Origin of the sequence: Pseudomonas sp. Rh2, from assembly GCF_040762985.1 — a bacterium.
GTDB classification, from domain to species: Bacteria; Pseudomonadota; Gammaproteobacteria; order Pseudomonadales; family Pseudomonadaceae; genus Aquipseudomonas; species Aquipseudomonas taiwanensis.
The window spans coordinates 2,120,966-2,141,597 of sequence record NZ_CP142890.1; the positions used below are offsets into that span (position 1 = coordinate 2,120,966).

General features: G+C 62.2%; 17 protein-coding genes and 1 pseudogene. 15 read left to right on the forward strand and 3 right to left on the reverse strand.

Going from position 1 to position 20,632, the window contains the following annotated elements; all coding sequences use genetic code 11:
• Positions 1 to 14: 14 nt before the first annotated feature.
• Positions 15 to 722: a molecular chaperone gene (locus VXM67_RS09625; protein ID WP_023379482.1), complete on the reverse strand. Its 708-nt coding sequence runs from the start codon at positions 720 to 722 to the stop codon at positions 15 to 17.
• A 188-nt stretch (positions 723 to 910) separates the two neighbouring features.
• Here VXM67_RS09625 and VXM67_RS09630 point away from each other — a divergent pair, with 188 nt between their 5' ends.
• From VXM67_RS09630 to VXM67_RS09640, 3 genes are all read left to right on the forward strand, one after another.
• On the forward strand, positions 911 to 1,255 hold the full coding sequence (locus VXM67_RS09630; RefSeq protein ID WP_023379483.1) for a hypothetical protein: 345 nt from the start codon (positions 911 to 913) through the stop codon (positions 1,253 to 1,255).
• A gap of 245 nt (positions 1,256 to 1,500) precedes the next feature.
• A complete protein-coding gene (locus VXM67_RS09635) occupies positions 1,501 to 3,537 on the forward strand; it encodes an NADPH-dependent 2,4-dienoyl-CoA reductase (protein ID WP_023379484.1) in 2,037 nt (678 codons plus the stop codon).
• 672 nt (positions 3,538 to 4,209) lie between these two features.
• The gene (locus VXM67_RS09640; protein ID WP_023379485.1) at positions 4,210 to 5,109 is read left to right on the forward strand and encodes a 1-aminocyclopropane-1-carboxylate deaminase/D-cysteine desulfhydrase; all 900 of its coding nucleotides are present in this window, start codon (positions 4,210 to 4,212) and stop codon (positions 5,107 to 5,109) included.
• Here VXM67_RS09640 and VXM67_RS09645 read toward each other — a convergent pair.
• Positions 5,100 to 5,645 (reverse strand): cytochrome b, encoded by a 546-nt coding sequence (locus tag VXM67_RS09645; RefSeq protein ID WP_023379486.1) that lies wholly within the window; start codon positions 5,643 to 5,645, stop codon positions 5,100 to 5,102. The two genes, VXM67_RS09640 and VXM67_RS09645, sit on opposite strands and share 10 nt — an antisense overlap.
• Positions 5,646 to 5,842: 197 nt before the next feature.
• Here VXM67_RS09645 and VXM67_RS09650 point away from each other — a divergent pair, with 197 nt between their 5' ends.
• The gene (locus VXM67_RS09650; RefSeq protein ID WP_041925450.1) at positions 5,843 to 7,450 is read left to right on the forward strand and encodes a WG repeat-containing protein; all 1,608 of its coding nucleotides are present in this window, start codon (positions 5,843 to 5,845) and stop codon (positions 7,448 to 7,450) included.
• Positions 7,451 to 7,462: 12 nt separating this feature from the next.
• Here the strand turns inward: VXM67_RS09650 and VXM67_RS09655 are convergent, their stop codons facing one another.
• The gene (locus tag VXM67_RS09655; protein WP_367237640.1) at positions 7,463 to 8,440 is read right to left on the reverse strand and encodes a DUF1853 family protein; all 978 of its coding nucleotides are present in this window, start codon (positions 8,438 to 8,440) and stop codon (positions 7,463 to 7,465) included.
• A gap of 43 nt (positions 8,441 to 8,483) precedes the next feature.
• Between VXM67_RS09655 and VXM67_RS09660 the strand changes: the two genes are divergently transcribed.
• The 11 genes and pseudogenes from VXM67_RS09660 to VXM67_RS09710 all read left to right on the forward strand — a co-directional run bounded on the left by VXM67_RS09660 (position 8,484) and on the right by VXM67_RS09710 (position 20,629).
• Positions 8,484 to 9,374, forward strand: coding sequence for an NAD(+) kinase (locus tag VXM67_RS09660; protein WP_023379489.1), 891 nt, complete (start codon positions 8,484 to 8,486; stop codon positions 9,372 to 9,374).
• Positions 9,374 to 10,345 (forward strand): metallophosphoesterase, encoded by a 972-nt coding sequence (locus VXM67_RS09665; RefSeq protein WP_023379490.1) that lies wholly within the window; start codon positions 9,374 to 9,376, stop codon positions 10,343 to 10,345. Before VXM67_RS09660 ends, VXM67_RS09665 begins: the two co-directional genes overlap by 1 nt.
• Positions 10,342 to 11,229 carry a rhomboid family intramembrane serine protease gene (locus VXM67_RS09670; RefSeq protein ID WP_023379491.1) on the forward strand — a complete coding sequence of 296 codons (888 nt, stop codon included), beginning with the start codon at positions 10,342 to 10,344 and terminating at the stop codon, positions 11,227 to 11,229. The genes VXM67_RS09665 and VXM67_RS09670 overlap by 4 nt, the downstream gene beginning before the upstream one ends.
• A gap of 156 nt (positions 11,230 to 11,385) precedes the next feature.
• Positions 11,386 to 11,646, forward strand: coding sequence for a DUF1315 family protein (locus VXM67_RS09675; RefSeq protein ID WP_023379492.1), 261 nt, complete (start codon positions 11,386 to 11,388; stop codon positions 11,644 to 11,646).
• Entirely contained in the window at positions 11,643 to 12,473 is an 831-nt protein-coding gene (locus tag VXM67_RS09680) for a DUF2797 domain-containing protein (protein WP_023379493.1), read from the forward strand. The genes VXM67_RS09675 and VXM67_RS09680 overlap by 4 nt, the downstream gene beginning before the upstream one ends.
• 12 nt (positions 12,474 to 12,485) lie before the next feature.
• Positions 12,486 to 15,142, forward strand: a pseudogene (gene pepN, locus VXM67_RS09685) (aminopeptidase N).
• A gap of 255 nt (positions 15,143 to 15,397) precedes the next feature.
• The gene (locus tag VXM67_RS09690) at positions 15,398 to 16,438 is read left to right on the forward strand and encodes a YCF48-related protein (protein WP_027907517.1); all 1,041 of its coding nucleotides are present in this window, start codon (positions 15,398 to 15,400) and stop codon (positions 16,436 to 16,438) included.
• A 20-nt stretch (positions 16,439 to 16,458) separates the two neighbouring features.
• A complete protein-coding gene (locus VXM67_RS09695; protein WP_041925608.1) occupies positions 16,459 to 18,834 on the forward strand; it encodes an RND family transporter in 2,376 nt (791 codons plus the stop codon).
• Between the two features lie 105 nt (positions 18,835 to 18,939).
• Positions 18,940 to 19,230, forward strand: coding sequence for a DUF5629 family protein (locus VXM67_RS09700; RefSeq protein ID WP_027907515.1), 291 nt, complete (start codon positions 18,940 to 18,942; stop codon positions 19,228 to 19,230).
• A complete protein-coding gene (locus tag VXM67_RS09705; RefSeq protein WP_367237641.1) occupies positions 19,184 to 20,326 on the forward strand; it encodes a lactonase family protein in 1,143 nt (380 codons plus the stop codon). The genes VXM67_RS09700 and VXM67_RS09705 overlap by 47 nt, the downstream gene beginning before the upstream one ends.
• A gap of 123 nt (positions 20,327 to 20,449) precedes the next feature.
• Positions 20,450 to 20,629 (forward strand): hypothetical protein, encoded by a 180-nt coding sequence (locus VXM67_RS09710; RefSeq protein ID WP_023379501.1) that lies wholly within the window; start codon positions 20,450 to 20,452, stop codon positions 20,627 to 20,629.
• Positions 20,630 to 20,632 lie beyond the last annotated feature (3 nt).

The following is a 20,632-nucleotide window of genomic DNA, read 5'->3' on the forward strand; positions in this document are numbered from 1 at the left end:
CTGTAACGGTGTGTTCACGGCAGCGCGACGCGGTGGCGTTTCTGCAGGCCGATATCGGTGAGCTCGCTGAATGCCACACGACTCTGTGCAGGCAGTGTCGAAGGCGCTTCGAGGGTGAGCGATTCCCCTGGGCGCAGGAGGAGGTAGTCCGTAAGTGGGTATGACTGCCCGAGGCTATCGAGTTGGAGATCGATCAGCGAAACATGGAAGGCGCTTGGATTGCTGACTTCGATCGAACGAGGCTCGCGCTTGCGCCATTGCAGGCCGGTGGCCGCTTCGCTGGACGAGCCTGGCAGGCCGGCGGGACGATAGAACAGCTTCAGGCGCTGGCGGATGGCGAACTGCAGGGTATCGGTTTGCGCGGGCTTGCGCGGGATCTCGAGGATGTTCAGCCAGAACAGTGATTCCCGGTCCTTGGGTAGGCCCTTGCCTGCGTACAGTATCCGCAGCGTCTGTTTACCGTTGGGGGGGATCAGCGTCAATGGCTGGACAATGGCGAAGGGGGCATCGTCGTGCTCGTCGGGTGCGCTGACCCAACTTTGCATGACCGTGTCCAGGTCGCTGCGATTGATGACGTTGAGGCTCGCTTCCTTGTTCGTTCCCAGGTAGACAAGACGCGTGCCTTCGATCTTGAGTTGGGCCCAAGCATTGGACGCCAGGCCCGTCATGACGATCGCCGCCATGGCTGGGAGCAAGAGGGTACGAAGCGAGCGCGGCGACATGGTCAGGGAATGGCTCCGGTGATGCGGGTCGGGAGAGTCTCAGCCATCCTAGGCATCGCAGCGGTCGCAGGCTTTGAGACGTTTCTTAAATTGGCTTCTTTGTTTTGTGAACTACCTCACGCCCGCGGCCAGGCTGCCTGACGTTCATCCGATAGGCTCAACATTGGGTTATCGGGAGAGTGAAAATCATGGGCAGCAAGCGATTCGCATTGAGTGTTGCAGTGTGCCTGGGCCTGGTTGGTCAGGCCCAGGCAGACGCCGTCGTTGTCTCGGGCATGCTGCAGTTCACCGGCAGCATCGTCGAGCCGTCGTGCACGACCACCGCCGGCACTGGCGGCTGGCGAATGGAGGCCTGTCCGGCGCTGGCTCGTGACAGCGTCATCGGTATCCAGGGCGTGGACGATCTGGCGGTGCCGGTTCGGGCGTTACGGGTCGACCGAGGGCCTACCGTCGATCAGGCTTACAGGCTGGTCGATGAGCGCGGCGAGCCCCCGACACAAGGTCACTACGTGGTCATCCTGACGTCACCGTAGGCCTTGAATACCGTCGGCGTTCGTTCGAACCGCGTCGAAGGAAAACCTGAAGGTACGTCGGACTGCATTGAATGACCTGACGCTTCGTGTGGCGAAGCGGCTGCGCATTTTGATCAGTAAGTTGTAATTTCCGATCATTGAGCCCATTCAAACGGCTGTTTAATGTCGCAGCAGATAAACGATAGGCCCCGCCAGCGTGCGAGGTGCCTGCATTTCCGTGATCACGCCACATGGGGAACCGTTTCATGGCTGCCGACCGCTATCCGCACTTGCTGGCCCCGCTCGACCTGGGCTTTACCACCTTGCGTAACCGCACCTTGATGGGCTCGATGCACACCGGCCTTGAAGAGCGTCCCGGCGGTTTCGAACGCATGGCGGCCTACTTTGCCGAGCGCGCGCGCGGTGGCGTCGGGCTCATGGTCACGGGGGGTATTGCGCCCAACGATGAAGGGGGCGTTTATTCTGGCGCGGCCAAGCTGAGCACCGAGGAAGAAGCCGACAAGCACCGGATCGTCACCGACGCCGTGCACGCCGCTGGCGGCAAGATCTGCCTGCAGATACTCCACGCCGGGCGCTATGCGTACAGCCCACGCCAAGTCGCGCCCAGCGCCATCCAGGCTCCGATCAACCCCTTCAAGCCCAAGGAGCTGGACGAGGCGGGGATCGAAAAGCAGATCGCCGACTTCGTCAATTGTGCCGTGCTGGCCCAGCGCGCTGGATACGACGGTGTCGAGGTCATGGGGTCGGAAGGGTATTTCATCAACCAGTTCCTGGCCGCCCACACCAACCACCGCACGGACCGCTGGGGTGGCAGCTACGAAAACCGCATGCGCCTGGCGGTCGAGATCGTCCGCCGCGTGCGCGAGGCGGTAGGGCCGGCATTCATCATCATTTTCCGCCTGTCGATGCTCGACCTGGTCGAAGGTGGCAGCAGTTGGAATGAGATCGTGCTGCTGGCCCAGGCCATCGAGCGCGCAGGCGCGACGCTGATCAACACCGGCATCGGATGGCATGAGGCGCGAATTCCGACCATTGCCACCAAAGTGCCGCGCGCGGCATTCACCAAGGTCACCGCCAAGCTGCGCGGTGCGGTCAAGATCCCGCTGATCACCACTAACCGCATCAACACGCCGGAAGTGGCCGAGGCAGTGCTGGCCGAGGGCGATGCCGACATGGTCTCGATGGCCCGGCCGTTCCTGGCGGACCCAGATTTCGTCAATAAGGCCGCCGAAGGCCGTGCCGATGAAATCAACACCTGCATCGGCTGCAACCAGGCCTGCCTGGACCACACGTTCGGTGGCAAGCTGACCAGTTGCCTGGTCAACCCACGGGCCTGTCACGAGACCGAGTTGAATTACCTGCCGGTCACGAAGGTCAAGCGGATCGCCGTGGTCGGCGCCGGCCCTGCCGGTCTGGCGGCCGCGACCGTGGCTGCCGAGCGAGGCCATGAGGTGACCCTGTTCGATGCAGCAGACGAAGTGGGCGGCCAGTTCAACGTCGCCAAGCGGGTGCCGGGCAAGGAAGAGTTCTTCGAGACGCTTCGCTACTTCCGCAACAAAGTGCGCAGCACCGGCGTAGAGCTGCGCTTGAACACCCGTGTCGACGTCGAGGCATTGGTGCAGGGGAAGTTCGACGAAATCATCCTGGCGACCGGCATTGTTCCCCGTACCCCGGCCATTCCAGGGGTCGAGCACAACAAGGTCCTCAGCTACCTGGACGTGCTGCTGGAGCGCAAGCCGGTGGGCAAGAGCGTGGCGGTGATCGGGGCGGGCGGTATCGGTTTCGACGTTTCCGAATACCTGGTGCATCAGGGGGTGGCCAGCAGCCAGGACCGTGACGCGTTCTGGAAGGAGTGGGGCATCGATACGCACCTCGAAGCACGCGGCGGCGTGGCGGGTATCAAAGCCCAGCCGCATGCGCCTGCACGGCAGGTGTACTTGCTACAGCGCAAGAAATCCAAGGTCGGCGACGGCCTCGGCAAGACCACCGGCTGGATCCACCGTACGGGCTTGAAGAACAAGCATGTGCAGATGCTCAACAGCGTCGAGTACCTGAAGATCGACGACGACGGCCTGCACATCCGCGTCGGCGAGGGGGAGCCGCAGGTGTTGGCGGTGGACAATGTGGTGATTTGCGCCGGGCAGGATCCACTTCGTGAGTTGCATGAAGGGTTGGCGGCGGCGGGGCAGTCGGTTCACCTGATCGGTGGGGCCGACGTTGCTGCCGAACTGGACGCCAAGCGGGCGATCAACCAAGGGTCGCGGTTGGCGGCGGAGCTTTGAGCCACTCGCTGTCCAAGTAGTTGCGGTGGTGCTGACCTTTAGGCTTGAAGGCTGGCACCATCGGTTCGGACATGGTTTCTGGCTCAGTGCTAACGAGCGCTTTATGGGAAAGTCGCAATTTCGGTCACGTTGTGCATATCGCACCTAGGCATAAGCGGTTGTTGCGAGAGCAATGTGGGTAGGTAGGAAAGCGCCTGCTCGGTGAGGTCGGGCAGCGAGCCGCAGATCGTGGTGTGCAGGTTTATGGCAAGGCTCTACCCGTATTGCGGCGCACGAGGAGTGGTGGTGAGCAGGGTAACGATATCGCCCAATGCCCCTGACAGCGCCATTGCATTTCCGGCCACCCATAACTTGGCGCTGCAAGTGTGCAACCGTTGCAGGCAGAGGTGACCCTCACTGACATTGGCCAGCCATCGGGTGAATACATCGATGCGCTGAGCCAGATCCTCGGCTTCCAGGGTTTCGGGAGGCGCGATAACGAACGCTGAGGATATGAGAGGCTCGCCTTCCTCAAGAGACAGGCGAGCGACGTTAAAAAATGAATCTCTATCTGTATGCAGGGGGGGCTGGGGCGCTTAGGAAGATTCGTTATCTATTCGTGGAAAGGTGGCTCATGCCCCAGGCCCTGCTGCTTCGCCTGGTAAACTGCAGCACCAACCAAGGTCTCTCGCCATGTCCCCGTGCCTCTCAGAGCTACCCTCCGCGTTCTTGCAAACTTTTCATCTGCCATGGCTGCAAAACGCTGCGATCGAAGCCGCCATCCTGCGCCTGGACCTGATCGACCCGCTGATCAGCGGCAACAAATGGTTCAAGCTGCGCCACCACCTGCAACGCGCACATGAAAAGGGCGCGCCCGGCCTGATAAGCCTTGGCGGCAACCATTCCAATCACCTCCACGCCCTGGCCGCTGCCGGTAAACGCTTTGGTTTCGCCACGGTGGGGCTGCTGCGCGGTCATGCCCAGGACACGCCAACCGTTCGGGACTTGCAGGGCTTTGGCATGGAGCTGCACTGGCTTGGATACGACGGTTACCGTGCGCGCCACGAGCCCGGTTTCTGGGCGCCCTGGCAGGCTCGCTACCCGGGATGGCACTGCATTCCCGAAGGCGGTGGCGGGTTGGCGGGCGCCGAGGGTTGTGCAGCGATCGTCGAGCAGGCACAGGCGCAACTGGGAGCGCTGGGGTGGTCAGCGTACGATGCCTGGTGGTTGGCGGCAGGAACCGGGACCACGCTGGCGGGCCTGGTACTGGCCGAGGCGGGTAGGCACGCCGTTCATGGCGCGTTGGCAGTGCCGTGGGATCATGGTGTGCCGCAGACGGTCAGGGAACTGGTCGGCGCTGACGGTTACCAGCTGCACGAAGCCTGTCGTGGCGGTTTTGCCAAGTTCGATGAGGACCTGCTGGCGTTCGTCGACGCGTGCGAGCGACACAGTGGTGTGCCGCTCGAAGCCGTCTACACCGGCAAGGCCTTGCTGGCCTTGCGCGACCAGGCTGAGGCCGGGCTGTTCGAGCCCGGCACCCGCCTGATCTTTCTGCACACCGGTGGCCTGCAGGGGCGGCGCGGTTACTTGTAGGGCAGCATGCGCAGCAGCGTGTTGTCGCGCTGCACATAGTGGTGGTACAGGCCGGCCAGTGCGTGCAGGCCGATCAGCCAGTAGCCCCAGCTGCCCACGCGCTCATGCCAGCCCTTGATGAACTTGGCTTGATCCGGGTCGGCACCGATCAGGTGTGGCAGTTCCAGGCCATAGAACGGCACCGGCTTGTCGGCGGCGCTCAGAATCAACCAACCGGCCAGCGGCAAACCGATCATCAACAGATACAGCGCCAGGTGCATCAGGTGCGCGAGGCCGGTTTGCCAGGCAGGTGGCTTGGGCACGATGGGGGGTGTCGGTCGAGTCACCCGTACGGCAAGGCGCAACCAGACCAGCACGAATACCGTCAGGCCAAGCATGAAGTGCAGGTCTTTCATCAAGTTGCGTTCGGCGCTGTCCTTGGGGAACAGGCCGCGCAACTCGATGCAGGCGTATACAGCGGCGAGCAACACCAGCATCAGCCAATGCAGGGCGATGGACAGGCGTGCGTAATGAGTCGCGGGGGTGGATGAAGCCATGGTCGGTCCTCGTCATCATGTCGAAAAGAACGCTCTTGGCGGCGCTCGTTCCTAACTGTAACTGGTACGGAAATCTTTTTTTTGCTTTAGATCTGTGAAACTTCGTCGATACAATCCGCTGAGCGATGGCGAATAGCTATTTGCTGTTAGCTCAAGGAAGCAAGTTATACGATTTTCTACACAAGGACTCTGTGTAAATGAAACCTTTCACAGCCGCTTCGAAGGCGGCGCTGCTTTGTGCTTTATCCACTCTCATGCTGGGCGGTTGCCAGCAAACCCCCGAAACCAAACCGCTTGCCAACCTGACCATCCCCCTGTGCGTCAACGACCAATGCGCGGTCATTGACCAGACTGGCAGTTTGCTGGTGGGCCCCGATAACACTTATTCGGGCCTCTACACCGTACCTTTCAGCAATTCCTTCATTTTTGGCGATGGTGATCACTGGAGCCTGGCCAGCCGTGATGGCAAGCAGGTGATCAAAGCCGATATCACCGATGAGCTGTATACCCTGACCCCTGGCTTGTTCGGCTTTGTCCGTGATGGCAAGGTCGGTGTGATGGACGAGCAGGGCAAGGAAGTCCAGCCGGCGCTCTTCGACACCGTATATGTCGGCGGCGAGAATGACTTCATCGTTTATGAAGTGAACGAACTGCGCGGCATTCTCACGGTCAAGGGCGAGAAGGTCAGTGACCCGGTGTTCGATTCGATGTACGTGCGTGGCGCCATGAAAGGTAACTGGGTGCTCGCCAAGCGCGAAGGCGAAAGCTGGGGCTATAACCTGGATACTCGCACGCTGCGCAAGCTCGACTTCGATGACATCGTCGTCGTCGGCGACGGCCACCTGGTGGTCAAGCGCGAAGGTGCCGAAGGCTCGGGTCTGGCCGATGCCGCGGGTAACCTGGTGGTGCCTTTCGGCAAGTTCTGGCTGGGTAACCCAGGGGCTGGATTGGTGGCCTTCAAGGCCACCTACGACGGGATGTGCGGCTATATGGATTACCAAGGCAAGACGGTCATCGAGCCTCGGTATGAAACCTGCGAAGCGTTCGGCAAGACCGGTGCGATGGTGCAACAGCCGCGTACCGAGGCGGGAAGGGGCAAGGCGGGGATGATCGGCCATGACGGCAAGTGGCTGATCGAGCCGAAGTACGACTCCATTGGTGATGCGGGTACCGGCACCGGCATGATCGGTCATCGTCCGGGCTTCAGCCATATTGGCGTGATGCAGAACAGTTTCCTGGCCACCTTTGGCACCGTCGACCTGGATAAAGGCACCGTGTTGATCGAGCCCACTTATGCTGAGGTCGGTGTGCTGGCGCCTGAGCGTTTCGCCTATTCCGAGCTGCAATCGCCGCGCAAGACCGTCAAGGTCTGGGGGATGCCCGATCAGGTGCGCACTGTGGGGATGATGGATGCCAAAGGCACGGTGTTGATCAAGCCGGAGCAGTTCGTCAGGCTCTCGCTGACCGCCGACAAGCAGCACGTGCTTGCCGCCGAGGGTGAGTCCACCGACGCCAATCGCGCCCTCTACGACCTGGACGGCAAGTTGTTGGTGCCGGCCAAATGGCAGGCCATCAAAGTCGACATGGACCGCGGAGTGATCTTTGGTTATCGCGTCGAAGGGTACAACGACGATGCGGTCAGCACCTTGCGGGCCATGTATCGCCTCGATGGCACGGTGGTGTTCGACACCAACCGCTTACCGTGCGGTGCCGAGCAGGTAGTCGATGGCAAGGGCAAGGTGCTCTGGCCGACCGATGCCCAAGCCCACTGCCCCAAGGCTGAACCGGTAGCCGACGCCTCCTGAGGCACGGCGTTCTCAAAGGGGCAGGTGCGGCCAGTCGTCAGCGACCAGGAACAGCCGCTCTGCCTCTTCCCACGCCCCGTCCGCCTGCTCCTCCAGGCGGACCAGCAATTGTGCAGGGGCATGCTCGTCCAGTGCCTGCAACCATTCGCCGATGCCAGCACGCACCAGCAGGTCCTCGGCCTGGAAGCGAGCCGGTGCCAGCCACGCGTGGCGCGGCAAAGGCTGCCAGCACTGCTGTGGTGGCGGTGACCAATCCTTGCGGTGCGACCAGTGCCCACGCAAATGTTGCGGATTGCTCGGCGACGGTGAGTCGGTCTGGCCGGGACAGGGGTAGAACAGGTAGCCGCTCATCCACAAGTGCGCATTGATCTCATCGACACCCAGATCGGCCAGCCTGTCACGTGCCTGTGCACTGCGCGACATGGGCAACTGGTGACCCACGACATGGGCCAGTTTGCTGCCTAGTCGGTCGTGGCAGCCGGGGCCCAGCCAATCGGCCGGGTCGTGGCCGTCAGTCTGCTGGGGGCCGAGGTACAGCTTTATCGCCAGTTCCAGATGATGCACGCCCTCGCGATCGCGCAGGACGATATCCAGTTCGCCCAGCGTTCTACCGCTTTGGCGAATCGCCAGGTTGCCGGCCAGCAACTCGACGCCAGGGGCGTGGCGCAGGGCAAACTGCCAGAGACTTTCGTAGTACAAGCCCAAACGCTGGCTGGTCAGCTGTACCAGCCAGGCGCGCAGCGGCTGGTCGTCGGCATCCAGCGACCGTAGCCACAGCGCCAGGCCTTGTGGATCGTCCGCCCAGGCACTGCCCGTCAGCGGATGGCGCTGGGGGCAGGGCGGGGCACTGAGCAGCGGCGGCGACAGCAGTACCCACGCCAGGTCGCGAACCGCTGGGCGGCGAAGTTGGCGGGGCAGGTCGTGCAGATCGGCAAAAGGCATCATCCTGCGAGCATAGCCGGTTTGCCGCTGCCCGGTCGTTTCGCCCATAATCCCGGCATAGTCACCCGCCGCAGAGCCTCGCAGGAGCCCCATGGAGCAATTTCGCAATATCGGTATCATCGGACGCCTTGGCAGCTCGCAGGTGCTCGACACCATTCGCCGACTGAAGAAATTCCTCCTCGAGCGCCACCTGCACGTGATCCTCGAGGACACCATCGCCGAAGTCCTGCCCGGCCATGGCCTGCAAACCTCCACCCGCAAATTGCTAGGCGAGGTCTGTGACCTGGTCATCGTGGTAGGGGGCGACGGCAGTCTGCTGGGCGCCGCCCGCGCCTTGGCCCGTCACAATATTCCGGTGCTGGGCATCAACCGGGGTAACCTGGGCTTTCTGACCGATATCCGCCCGGACGAGCTGGAAGTGAAAGTCGCCGAGGTGCTCGACGGCCATTACCTGGTGGAAAACCGCTTCCTGCTGCAGGCCGAGGTGCGCCGCCATAACGAGGCCATCGGACAGGGCGATGCGCTCAACGACGTGGTGCTGCACCCTGGCAAGTCGACGCGGATGATCGAGTTCGAGATCTACATCGACGGCCAGTTCGTCTGCAGCCAGAAAGCCGACGGCCTGATCGTCGCCACGCCCACCGGCTCCACCGCCTATGCGCTGTCCGCTGGCGGCCCGATCATGCACCCCAAACTCGACGCCATCGTGATCGTACCGATGTACCCGCATACCCTGTCTGGGCGGCCGATCGTGGTGGACGGCAACAGCGAGCTGAAAATCGTCGTGTCCAAGGACCTGCAGATCTACCCGCAGGTTTCCTGTGATGGCCAGAACCACTTCACCTGCGCCCCTGGCGACACCATCACGGTGAGCAAGAAGCCACAGAAGCTGCGCCTGATCCATCCGCTGGACCACAACTACTACGAGGTCTGCCGCACCAAGCTCGGCTGGGGCAGCCGCCTGGGAGGTAGGGACGACTGATGCTCGATCCGGCGCGAAGTTTCGACATCATCGGCGACGTGCACGGCTGTGCACTGACCCTCGAACGGCTGCTCGACGCCCTCGGCTACAAACGGGTCGGCGGTGTCTGGCGCCACCCTCGGCGCCAGGCGTTGTTCCTGGGTGACATCGTCGATCGCGGGCCGCGCATTCGCGAGGCGCTGCACATCGTCCACGACATGGTCGAAGCCGGCCAGGCGTTCTGCATCATGGGCAACCATGAATACAACGCCCTAGGCTGGGTGACCCCGGCACTGCCGGGCAGTGGCAAGGCCTACGTGCGCGAACATACACCCCGGCATGCCCGGCTGATCGACGAGACCCTGACTCAGTTCGCCCATCATCCAGGCGACTGGCACGACTTCCTGCAGTGGTTCCATGAGCTGCCGCTGTTCGTCGATGCCGGGCGTTTCCGCCTGGTGCACGCCTGCTGGGACGCCCGTCTGATCGAACCGTTGCGCCAGCAATATCCGCAAGGGCGCATCGACGAGCATTTCATCCAGGCATCGGCGGTGTCCGGCAGCTTTGCCGCCACCGTGTGCAATCGCCTGTTGCGCGGCACCGACATGCGCCTGCCGGACGGCCTGACCCTGACCGGTGGCGATGGCCTGACCCGAGCCTTTTTCCGCACCAAGTTCTGGGAGGAAGACCCGCAGACCTACGGCGACATCGTGTTCCAGCCCGATGCCTTGCCGGAGGAAGTGGCCAGGACACCGCTCAGCCACACCGAGAAAAATGCTTTGCTGCGCTATGCCGAGGACGAGCCCATGCTGTTCGTTGGCCATTACTGGCGTAGTGGCCGACCGGCGCCGATTCGCGACAACTTGGCCTGCCTGGACTACAGCGCGGTGCTGTACGGCAAACTGGTGGCCTACCGGCTGGATGACGAAACCCGTATCGACCCGCACAAGTTCGTCTGGGTCGATGTCGACCGACCGCAGGCCAACCAATGAACGTCGTTGAAGTGATACGCCTGCCGCTGACGGTCGACCTCAGCGGCTTCGTCCAGCTGCTGCAGCGCCTGCAGGTGCCGCACCGTGTGATCGTGGAGGGCGAAGCCCAGGTGCTGTGGGCGCCAGAGACAATGGCCGCCGACGTCCTACAGCTTTATCAGCGCTTCCCGGACGGCAACGCCGACGTACCGCTTGCGCAACCCCCTGTGGAAGCCAGTATGCCGGTGAATGCTCCAGCACCACCGTCCCTGGCCGAACAAGCCCGTGCCTGCAAGGTCACCGCCTTCATCCTGTTCCTGTGCCTGGTGGTCGCTGGCCTCACTGGCTTGGGCGAGAACTTCACCACCATAGGTTGGTTCACCTTTCTGGACTTCCGCGTCCAGGGCGAATACCTGTACTTCACCCCCTTGGCGCAAAGCCTGGGCGATGGGCAATGGTGGCGGCTGGTCTCGCCCATGCTGTTGCACTTTGGCGTGCTGCACCTGGCGATGAATGGCCTATGGTACTGGGAGCTGGGCAAACGCATCGAACTGCGCCAGGGCCCATGGATGCTGCTCGGCCTGACCCTGTTATTCAGCCTGGTGTCCAACCTGGCCCAGCATTTCGCGAGCGGGCCGAGCCTGTTCGGCGGCTTGTCCGGCGTGCTGTACGGGTTGCTGGGGCACATCTGGTTGTACCAATGGCTCGCGCCGAACCCGCTGTTCAGCCTGCCCAAGGGGGTACTGGTGATGATGCTGATCTGGCTGGTCATCTGCCTGACCGGTGTGGTCGGCCAGCTCGGGTTTGGTCAGATCGCCAACGCCGCCCATGTCGGTGGGTTGCTCATCGGATGCTTGACGGGCCTCTTGGGTGGGGCCCTTGCCCGGCGTAAACTGTCGGTTTGATTACGGCTTTGTACGAGAAGTGCCTGCCCGACCATCATGCTGCGTTGAAAACAGGCTCGGAATGCGTATTTACAAACAGTAAACTCCGCTTCCTCGCCTGTTTTTGCCTCGCCTGATCGCCGTTCGGCGATTTTCGTCCAAACCCCAGGAGACGCTATGTCCACTTTCGCGCAAATGATCGAAAACATTACCCCTGAAATCTATGCAAGCCTGAAAACGGCCGTGGAAATCGGCAAATGGTCCGACGGCCGCAAGCTCACCCCCGAGCAAAAAGAGCTGTCGCTACAGGCCGTGATCGCCTGGGAGATGAAGAACCTCCCCGAGGAGCAGCGCACCGGCTACATGGGCCCGCAAGAGTGCTCGTCGAAATCTGCGCCAATCCCTAACATTCTGTTCAAGTCGGACTCGGTACATTGATCGAACTCGCTCGTGGCTCTCTGAGCAAGATGGCGGTACGCCTGGAAGCGCCGGTCGTCCAGTACAGCTTCCGCCTGGATGACACGCAGGTGCCGGTGAACCCGCTGATCGGGCAGTCGATCCGCCTGGAATACCTTGGCGCCATTCATTGCACCCACTGTGGCAAACGCACCAAGACCAGCTTCAGCCAGGGCTACTGCTACCCGTGCATGACCAAGCTGGCCCAGTGCGACGTGTGCATCATGGCCCCGGAGAAATGCCACTACGACGCAGGCACTTGCCGCGAACCCGCCTGGGGCGAGCAGTTCTGCATGACTGACCACGTGGTGTACCTGGCCAATTCGTCGGGTATCAAGGTCGGCATTACCCGCGCCACTCAACTGCCCACCCGCTGGCTCGACCAGGGGGCTAGCCAGGCGCTGCCGATCATGCGCGTGGCCACCCGTCAGCAATCGGGTCTGGTCGAAGATGTGCTGCGCAGCCAGGTACCGGACCGCACCAATTGGCGCACGCTGCTCAAGGGCGACGCCGAGGTGCTCGACCTCATGGCCATCCGCGAGCAGATCTTCGACGCCTGCGCCGACGGTATCCGCGGTTTGCAGGAGCGTTTCGGCTTGCAGGCCATCCAGCCGTTGGCGGATGCCGAGGTGGTCGAGATGCGTTACCCGGTGGAGGCTTACCCGAAAAAGATCGTCAGCTTCAACCTCGACAAGGACCCGGTGGTGGAAGGCACGCTGCTGGGCATCAAGGGCCAGTACCTGATTTTTGACACCGGCGTGATCAACATTCGCAAGTACACGGCCTACCAACTGGCCGTGCTTCAGTAAAGGATCGTCACCATGCGCACCGAACAACCGCAAGTGATCTACCTCAAGGATTATCAGGCCCCTGAGTACCTGATCGACGAGACGCACCTGACCTTCGAGCTGTTCGAGGACCACACGCTGGTCCATGCGCAACTGGTCATGCGCCGCAACCCCGAGCGTGGCGCCGGTCTGCCGCCGCTGGTGCTCGATGGCCAGCAACTGGAACTGTTGCGTGCGTCGCTGGACGATCAGGAGTTACAGGCGGGCGACTACCAGCTCGATGGCGACAGCCTGACCGTGCAGCCTGAAGGCGAGCGCTTCACCCTCGATACCAGCGTGAAGATCCACCCGGAATCCAACACAGCCCTCGAAGGCCTTTACAAGTCCGGCAAGATGTTCTGCACCCAGTGCGAGGCAGAAGGTTTCCGCAAGATCACCTATTACCTCGACCGCCCGGACGTGATGAGCACCTTCACCACCACGGTGATCGCCGAGCAGCATCGCTACCCGGTGCTGCTGTCCAACGGCAACCCGGTCGGCAGCGGCCCGGCCGAGGATGGCCGGCACTGGGCGACCTGGAAGACCCGTTCAAGAAGCCGGCCTACCTGTTCGCCCTGGTGGCCGGAGACCTGTGGTGTGTCGAGGACAGCTTCACCCGCCAGTCCGGTCGCGACGTGACCCTGCGCATTTACGTCGAGCCCGAGAACATCGACAAGTGCGACCACGCGATGGTCAGCCTCAAGAACTCCATGCGTTGGGACGAACAGGTCTACGGCCGTGAATACGACCTGGATATCTTCATGATCGTCGCGGTCAACGACTTCAACATGGGCGCCATGGAAAACAAGGGCCTGAACATCTTCAACTCCAGTTGTGTGCTGGCCCGTGCCGAAACCGCCACCGACGCCGCCCACCAGCGCGTCGAAGGCGTGGTTGCCCACGAGTATTTCCACAACTGGTCGGGCAACCGCGTGACCTGCCGCGACTGGTTCCAGCTGTCGCTCAAGGAAGGCTTCACGGTGTTCCGCGATGCCGAATTCAGTGCCGACATGAACTCGCGCACGGTCAAGCGCATCGAGGACGTCGCCTACCTGCGCACCCACCAGTTCGCCGAAGATGCCGGCCCCATGGCCCACCCGGTGCGCCCGGACAGCTTCATCGAGATCTCCAACTTCTACACCCTGACCGTCTACGAGAAGGGCGCCGAGGTGGTGCGCATGGTCCGTACCCTGCTGGGCGCCGAGGGCTTCCGCAAGGGCAGCGACCTGTACTTCGAACGCCACGATGGCCAGGCGGTGACCACCGATGACTTCATCAAGGCCATGGAAGACGCCAACGGTGTCGATTTCACCCAGTTCAAGCGTTGGTACAGCCAGGCCGGCACGCCGCGCCTGGAGGTTAGCGAGTCTTATGACGCGACGGCGCAGACCTACAGCCTGACGTTCCGCCAGAGCTGCCCGGCGACCCCGGACAAGGTCGAGAAGCTGCCGTTCGTGATCCCGGTCGAACTGGGGCTGCTCGATGCTGCAGGCAACGACCTGCCACTGCAGCTGGCCGGTGAAGGCTCGGCAGCAGGTACCACCCGTGTGCTGTCGGTGACCGAAGCCGAACAGACCTTCACCTTCCAGGGCATCGCGGCCAAGCCGCTGCCGTCGCTGCTGCGCGGTTTCAGCGCCCCGGTGAAACTGAGCTTCCCGTACGACCGCGACCAACTGATGTTCCTCATGCAGCATGACAGCGACGGCTTCAACCGCTGGGAAGCGGGCCAGCAGCTGTCGGTGCAGGTGTTGCAGGAGCTGATCGACCAGCATCAGCGCGGCGAAGCGCTGAAGCTCGACCCGCGGCTGATCACCGCCCTGGGCACCGTGCTGGGCAACGCATCGCTCGATGCAGCCATGGTCGCCGAAATGCTGTCGCTACCGGGCGAGGCCTACCTCACCGAGATCAGCCAGGTGGCCGATGTCGATGCGATCCACGCAGCTCGCGAGTTCGCTCGCCAGCAAATCGCCGAGCAGCTGTTCGACGCGCTGTGGGCCCGCTACCAGGCCAACCGTGAGGTATCGCGCAACACCCCCTATGTGGCGCAAGCCGAGCACTTTGCCCGTCGCAGCCTGCAGAACATCGCGCTGTCCTACCTGATGCTGACCGGCAAGCCGCAGGTGCTGGAAGCGACACTTGAGCAGTTCGAGCACTGCGACAACATGACCGAGCGCCTGACCGCCCTGGCCGTGTTGGTCAACGCCTCGTTCGAAGCCGAGCGGGCCAAGGCGCTGGAGGCCTTTGCCGAACACTTCAAGGACAACCCGTTGGTCATGGACCAGTGGTTCAGCGTGCAGGCGGCCAGTGCGTTGCCCGGTGGCCTGGCGCGGGTCAAGGCGCTGATGCAGCACCCGGCCTTCACGTTGAAGAACCCGAACAAGGTGCGTGCGCTGATCGGTGCGTTCGCCGGGCAAAACCTGGTCAACTTCCATGCGGCCGACGGTTCCGGGTACCGCTTCCTGGCTGACCTGGTGATCGAACTGAATGCGCTGAACCCGCAGATCGCTTCGCGTCAGTTGGCACCGCTGACCCGCTGGCGCAAGTACGACGATGCGCGGCAGGCATTGATGAAGGGCGAGCTGGAGCGGATTCTCGCTTCGGGCGCGCTGTCCAGCGATGTGTATGAAGTGGTGAGCAAGAGCCTGGCCTGAGTGCCCGATAAGCTGAACTCGCCTCTTCGCGGGTAAACCCGCTCTTACAGGTACACCACTGCGGTGGGATGACGGTAGGAGCGGGTTTACCCGCGAAGCTTTTGGGGCGGTTAACAAAACATAACGTCCTGCCCGTTGTATTGCCGCGACGTTCCCCGATAGCATGACCCCAAGCTATTGCAGGCCTCTAGATCAGGCTTTTCGCAGTACCTGCAAGGCACAGACCCACCAAGAAAAACACAACAGGGGACGGTCATGAGGGAGCGGTTTTTGACGCAGGCCAGGCGTGGTGCCTGGCCGTTGGCGACCGGTGCGATGCTGGCGCTGGCATTGGGTATGTGGGCGCACACCACGCAAGCGGCCGCCGCCCAGGAGTATTCCACCGAGTCGGCCAAGGCCAGCCAGAGCCTGTTGATCGACGCTGCCCATGCCGGAAAACGGCTGGTGGTGGTGGGGGATCGTGGCCATATCCTGTTCTCCGACGACCAGGGCAAGGCCTGGACCCAGGCACGCGTGCCCACCCGGCAGTTGCTGACCGCTGTCTTCTTTCTCGATGACAAACGCGGCTGGGCGGTCGGTCACGATGCCCAGATCCTCGCCAGCAACGACGGTGGCGCGACCTGGAGCAAACAGTTCGAAGACCTGTCCCGCGAGTCGCCGCTGCTCGATGTCAGCTTCCTCGATGCCCAGCATGGATTTGCTGTCGGTGCCTATGGCGCGTTGCTGGAAACCACCGATGGCGGCCAGCATTGGCAAGATGTGGCCGAGCGCCTCGACAACCCCGATCAACTGCATCTCAACGGTATTGCCCAGGTCAAGGATGCGGGCCTGTTCATCGTCGGCGAGCAGGGCTGCATGTTCCGCTCGGGCGACAACGGCCAGACCTGGTCGAAGGTCGAGGGGCCTTACGAAGGGTCGCTGTTCGGTGTGATCGGCACCTCCCAGCCTCGCACGCTGCTCGCCTATGGCCTGCGCGGCAACCTGTTCCGCTCCACCGATTTCGGCGACACCTGGCAGCCGATCGAACTCAAGGCCACACGTGGCACGCTCGAATTCGGCCTGGCAAGCGCTACGCTTCTCGATGACGGCACCCTGGTGCTGGTCGGCAATGGTGGCAGCGTGCTGCGCAGCCACGATGACGGCCAGACCTTCAGCGTCTATAACCGCGCCGACCGCATCGCCTTGGCCGGAGTCAGTGGCCTGGCCAACGGAGGCTTGTTGCTGGTGGGGCAGGGCGGTGTGCACCTGGCCACAGCCGAAGGTGGCGAGCAAACTACCGGGGAGGTGCGTCCATGACCAGTCGCGAGAGCATTACCATGCATCCTCACCACCAGGACAAGGCCACGTTGCTGGAACGCCTGATCTTCAACAACCGCCCGGTGGTCATCGCTTTGTGCCTGCTGGTGAGCATTTTCCTGTTCTGGCAGGCCACGCAGATCCGCCCGTCCACCAGCTTCGAGAAAATGATCCCACTGCAGCATCCGTTCATCGAGCAGATGATGGAGCACCGCAACGACCTGGCGAACCTCGGCAATACGGTGCGCATCTCGGTCGAAGCAGTCAATGGCGACATCTTCGACAAGGACTACATGGAGACCCTGCGTCAGATCCATGACGAGGTGTTCTACATTCCCGGTGTCGATCGCGCAGGCCTCAAGTCGCTGTGGAGCCCCAGCGTGCGCTGGACCGAAGTCACCGAGGAAGGTTTCTCCGGTGGTGAGGTGATACCCAACACCTACAACGGCTCGGCCGAGAGCCTCGACGCGCTGCGCGACAACGTGCTCAAGTCGGGCCAGGTCGGTCGCCTGGTGGGCAACAACTTCAAGTCCAGCATCATCGATGTGCCGTTGCTCGAGCGTTACCCGGACCCACAGGACCAGGGTAAGCTCATCAAGCTTGACTACCAGCAATTCTCCCACCAGCTGGAAGAGAAGATCCGCGACAAGTTCCAGGCCCAGAATCCCAACGTGAAGATTCACATCGTGGGCTTCGCCAAGAAAGTCGGCGACCTGATCGACGGCCTGGTGATGGTGGCGATGTTCTTCGGTGTGGCGCTGCTCATCACCTGGGCCCTGTTGTACTGGTTCACCTGGTGCATCCGCAGCACCATCGCCGTGCTCATCACCACCCTGGTGGCGGTGGTATGGCAGCTAGGGCTGATGCACGCGGTCGGCTTTGGCCTGGACCCTTACTCCATGCTGGTGCCGTTCCTGATCTTCGCCATCGGTATTTCCCATGGCGTGCAGAAGATCAACGGCATCGCGCTGCAGTCCAGCGACGCCGACAATGCCCTGACTGCCGCGCGGCGTACTTTCCGCCAGCTGTTCCTGCCGGGCATGATCGCCATTCTCGCCGACGCGGTGGGCTTCATCACCTTGTTGATCATCGACATCGGCGTTATCCGCGAACTGGCCATTGGCGCCTCCATCGGTGTCGCGGTGATCGTATTCACCAACCTGATCCTGCTGCCGGTGGCGATTTCCTATGTGGGCATCAGCAAGAAGGCCATCGAGCGCAGCAAGAAGGACGCCACCCGTGAGCATCCGTTCTGGCGCCTGTTGTCCAACTTCGCCAGTGCCAAGGTGGCGCCGGTGTCGATCGCCCTTGCTCTGGTGATGTTCGCTGGCGGGCTCTGGTACAGCCAGAACCTGAAGATCGGCGACCTTGACCAGGGTGCGCCGGAATTGCGCCCGGACTCGCGCTACAACCAGGACAACAATTTCATCATCAGCAACTACTCCACCAGCTCTGATGTGTTGGTGATCATGGTCAAGACGCCGTCCGAGAGCTGCTCGATCCACTCGACCATGGCGCCGATCGACGAGTTGATGTGGACCATGGAGAACACCCCTGGCGTGCAGTCGGCGATCTCTTTGGTGACGGTGTCCAAGCAAGTGATCAAGGGCATGAACGAGGGCAGCCTGAAATGGGAAACCCTGTCGCGCAACCCGGACATCCTCAACAACTCCATCGCCCGCGCCGATGGCCTGTACAACGCCGATTGTTCGCTGGCGCCGGTGCTGGTGTTCCTGAACGACCACAAGGCCGAAACCCTGGAGCGGGTGACTGCTGCGGCCAAGGCCTTTGCCGACAGCCACAACAAAGAGGGGCTGCAGTTCCTGCTCGCGGCCGGTAACGCCGGTATCGAGGCGGCCACCAACGAGGTCATCAAGTCCGCCGAGCTGACCATTCTGATCCTGGTGTACATCTGCGTGGCGGTGATGTGCATGATCACCTTCCGTTCCTTTGCCGCCACCCTGTGCATCGTGCTGCCACTGGTGCTGACTTCGGTGCTGGGTAACGCGCTGATGGCGTTCATGGGCATCGGCGTGAAGGTCGCCACCTTGCCGGTGGTGGCCCTGGGGGTGGGTATTGGCGTTGACTACGGCATCTACATCTACAGCCGCCTGGAGAGCTTCCTGCGCGCAGGCATGCCGTTGCAGGAGGCCTACTACCAGACCCTGCGTTCTACTGGCAAGGCGGTGTTGTTCACCGGGTTGTGCCTGGCCATCGGGGTATGCACCTGGATCTTCTCGGCGATCAAGTTCCAGGCTGACATGGGGCTGATGCTGACCTTCATGCTGCTGTGGAACATGTTCGGTGCGCTGTGGCTGCTGCCGGCGCTGGCGCGGTTCTTGATCAAGCCGCAGAAGCTGGCGGGCAAGGAGGGTGGGTCGATCTTCGCCCATTGACAGCCGTGGGTCTTGATCGCCGGCAAGCCGGTTCCTACCCGGGGGTAGGAACCGGCTTGCCGGCGATAAGGCTATAATGCCGCCTCATTTCCAATGGGTACCCCCATGTCTTCCCTCGCCAACGCTCTCCAGTCTTGCGACATGCTCCTGATCGACGGTCTGCACGCCTTCGATTTCACCTTCGACGCCACTGGCCTCACCGTCGAGTGCATGGACGGCCGTCAGATGCGCCGCTGGAGTTTCACCACCGAACAGGTCGCCGCCGCTGTGGGCTCAGGCGATCAGTGGCAGCTCAACGATGCCCAGGGCGAGCATCGTCTAGTCTGTATGAGTGCCTTTCGTGCCTCGGATGAAGACGAAGATGAATCGGACCTGGAAGAGCCTACTGGTCGCTAGTTGCATGAGCGTTCTGATCGACGCCCACGCCGAGACCTTGTTGGTGGGCAGCTATACCGATGGCGTCAGCCAAGGCATCTACCGTTATCACTTCGACAGCAAGCGCGGTCACATCGACCCCACTCCCTTGCAGGTGGTCGATAGCGTAAGTCCTTCGTGGCTGGTGCTGTCGGCCGATCACCGGCAGTTGTTCGCGGTCAACGAAACCGCGCAAGGCACCGTCAGCAGCTTCAGTCTCAGCAGCAAGGGTGTGATCAAGCCTTTAAACCAGGTGCCGACGCAGGGTGATGAACCCACCCACGCCAGCCTCAGCCATGACCAGCGTTACCTGTTCGTCGCCAACTACGCGGTCGCAGCCGATCCAGGCGGCAGCCTGGTGGTGGTGCCCGTCGCCAAGGACGGCAAGCTCAAGCCAGTGGTGCAGCAGGCCAGGCACAAAGCCAGTGGCGTCAATCCCGAACGCCAGGCCGGTGCGCATGTACATGCACTGGTACTGTCGCCGGATGGGCGGCACCTGTACGCCTGCGACCTGGGCGCCGACAAGGTGTTCATCTATCGCTACGACGGTGCCAGCCCGAGGCATCCGCTGAGCCCGGCGATTCCCGCCTCGGTGGCGTTGCCGCCGGGTAGCGGGCCTAGACATCTGCTGTTCGATGCCAAGGGACGTCATGCCTACCTGACGCTGGAAATGAGCGCAGAAGTGGTCATGTTCGATGTGCAGGATGGTGCGCTGCTGGAGCGACAGCGCTTGCCGCTGACCGAGCGCCAGGAGCCCGAGGCGAAAGCGGCCGGTGGGTTGCATCTGTCGGCCGACGGGCGCTTTCTGTACGTGAGCAACCGAGGCGCGGCCAACGAGATCGTGGCGTTCAGCGTGGCCAAGGACGACGGCCAGTTGAGGTTCTTGCAACGGCGCTCGGTCGAAGGCGACCACCCCCGTGAATTCGCTCTGGATCCAAGCGACAACTTCGTGCTGGTGGCCAATCAGAAGAGCAATCAGATCGTGGTGATGCGCCGCGACCCACGTAGCGGGATGATCGGCGAGACCTTGCAAAAACTGCCACAGGATGCGCCTTCGGACCTGAAGTTTGTCGAGTAACTATCAACCGGCGTGATATTCGCTACTGCCGCAATGAATTTCTGCAGGCGGCTTCAGCGGCGTAAGTTTGACCCAAGGCCCAAACGGGCCAACGTCAAACCACCGCAGTCGAGGTCAGCCCAGATGAACTTCAATCTCTTCCCGGTCATTGCCGCATCCGCCATTTCCGCCTCCGTGGTACTGCCGGCGCATGCCCATGCCGACAGCCGCGCCAAGGCGTCGGCCACCCACAGCTATACCGAGCAGTACCTGCGCCAAAGTGCGCATTTTCATGCGGCACTGAGTGGTAAGCATGCCCATTGAGCA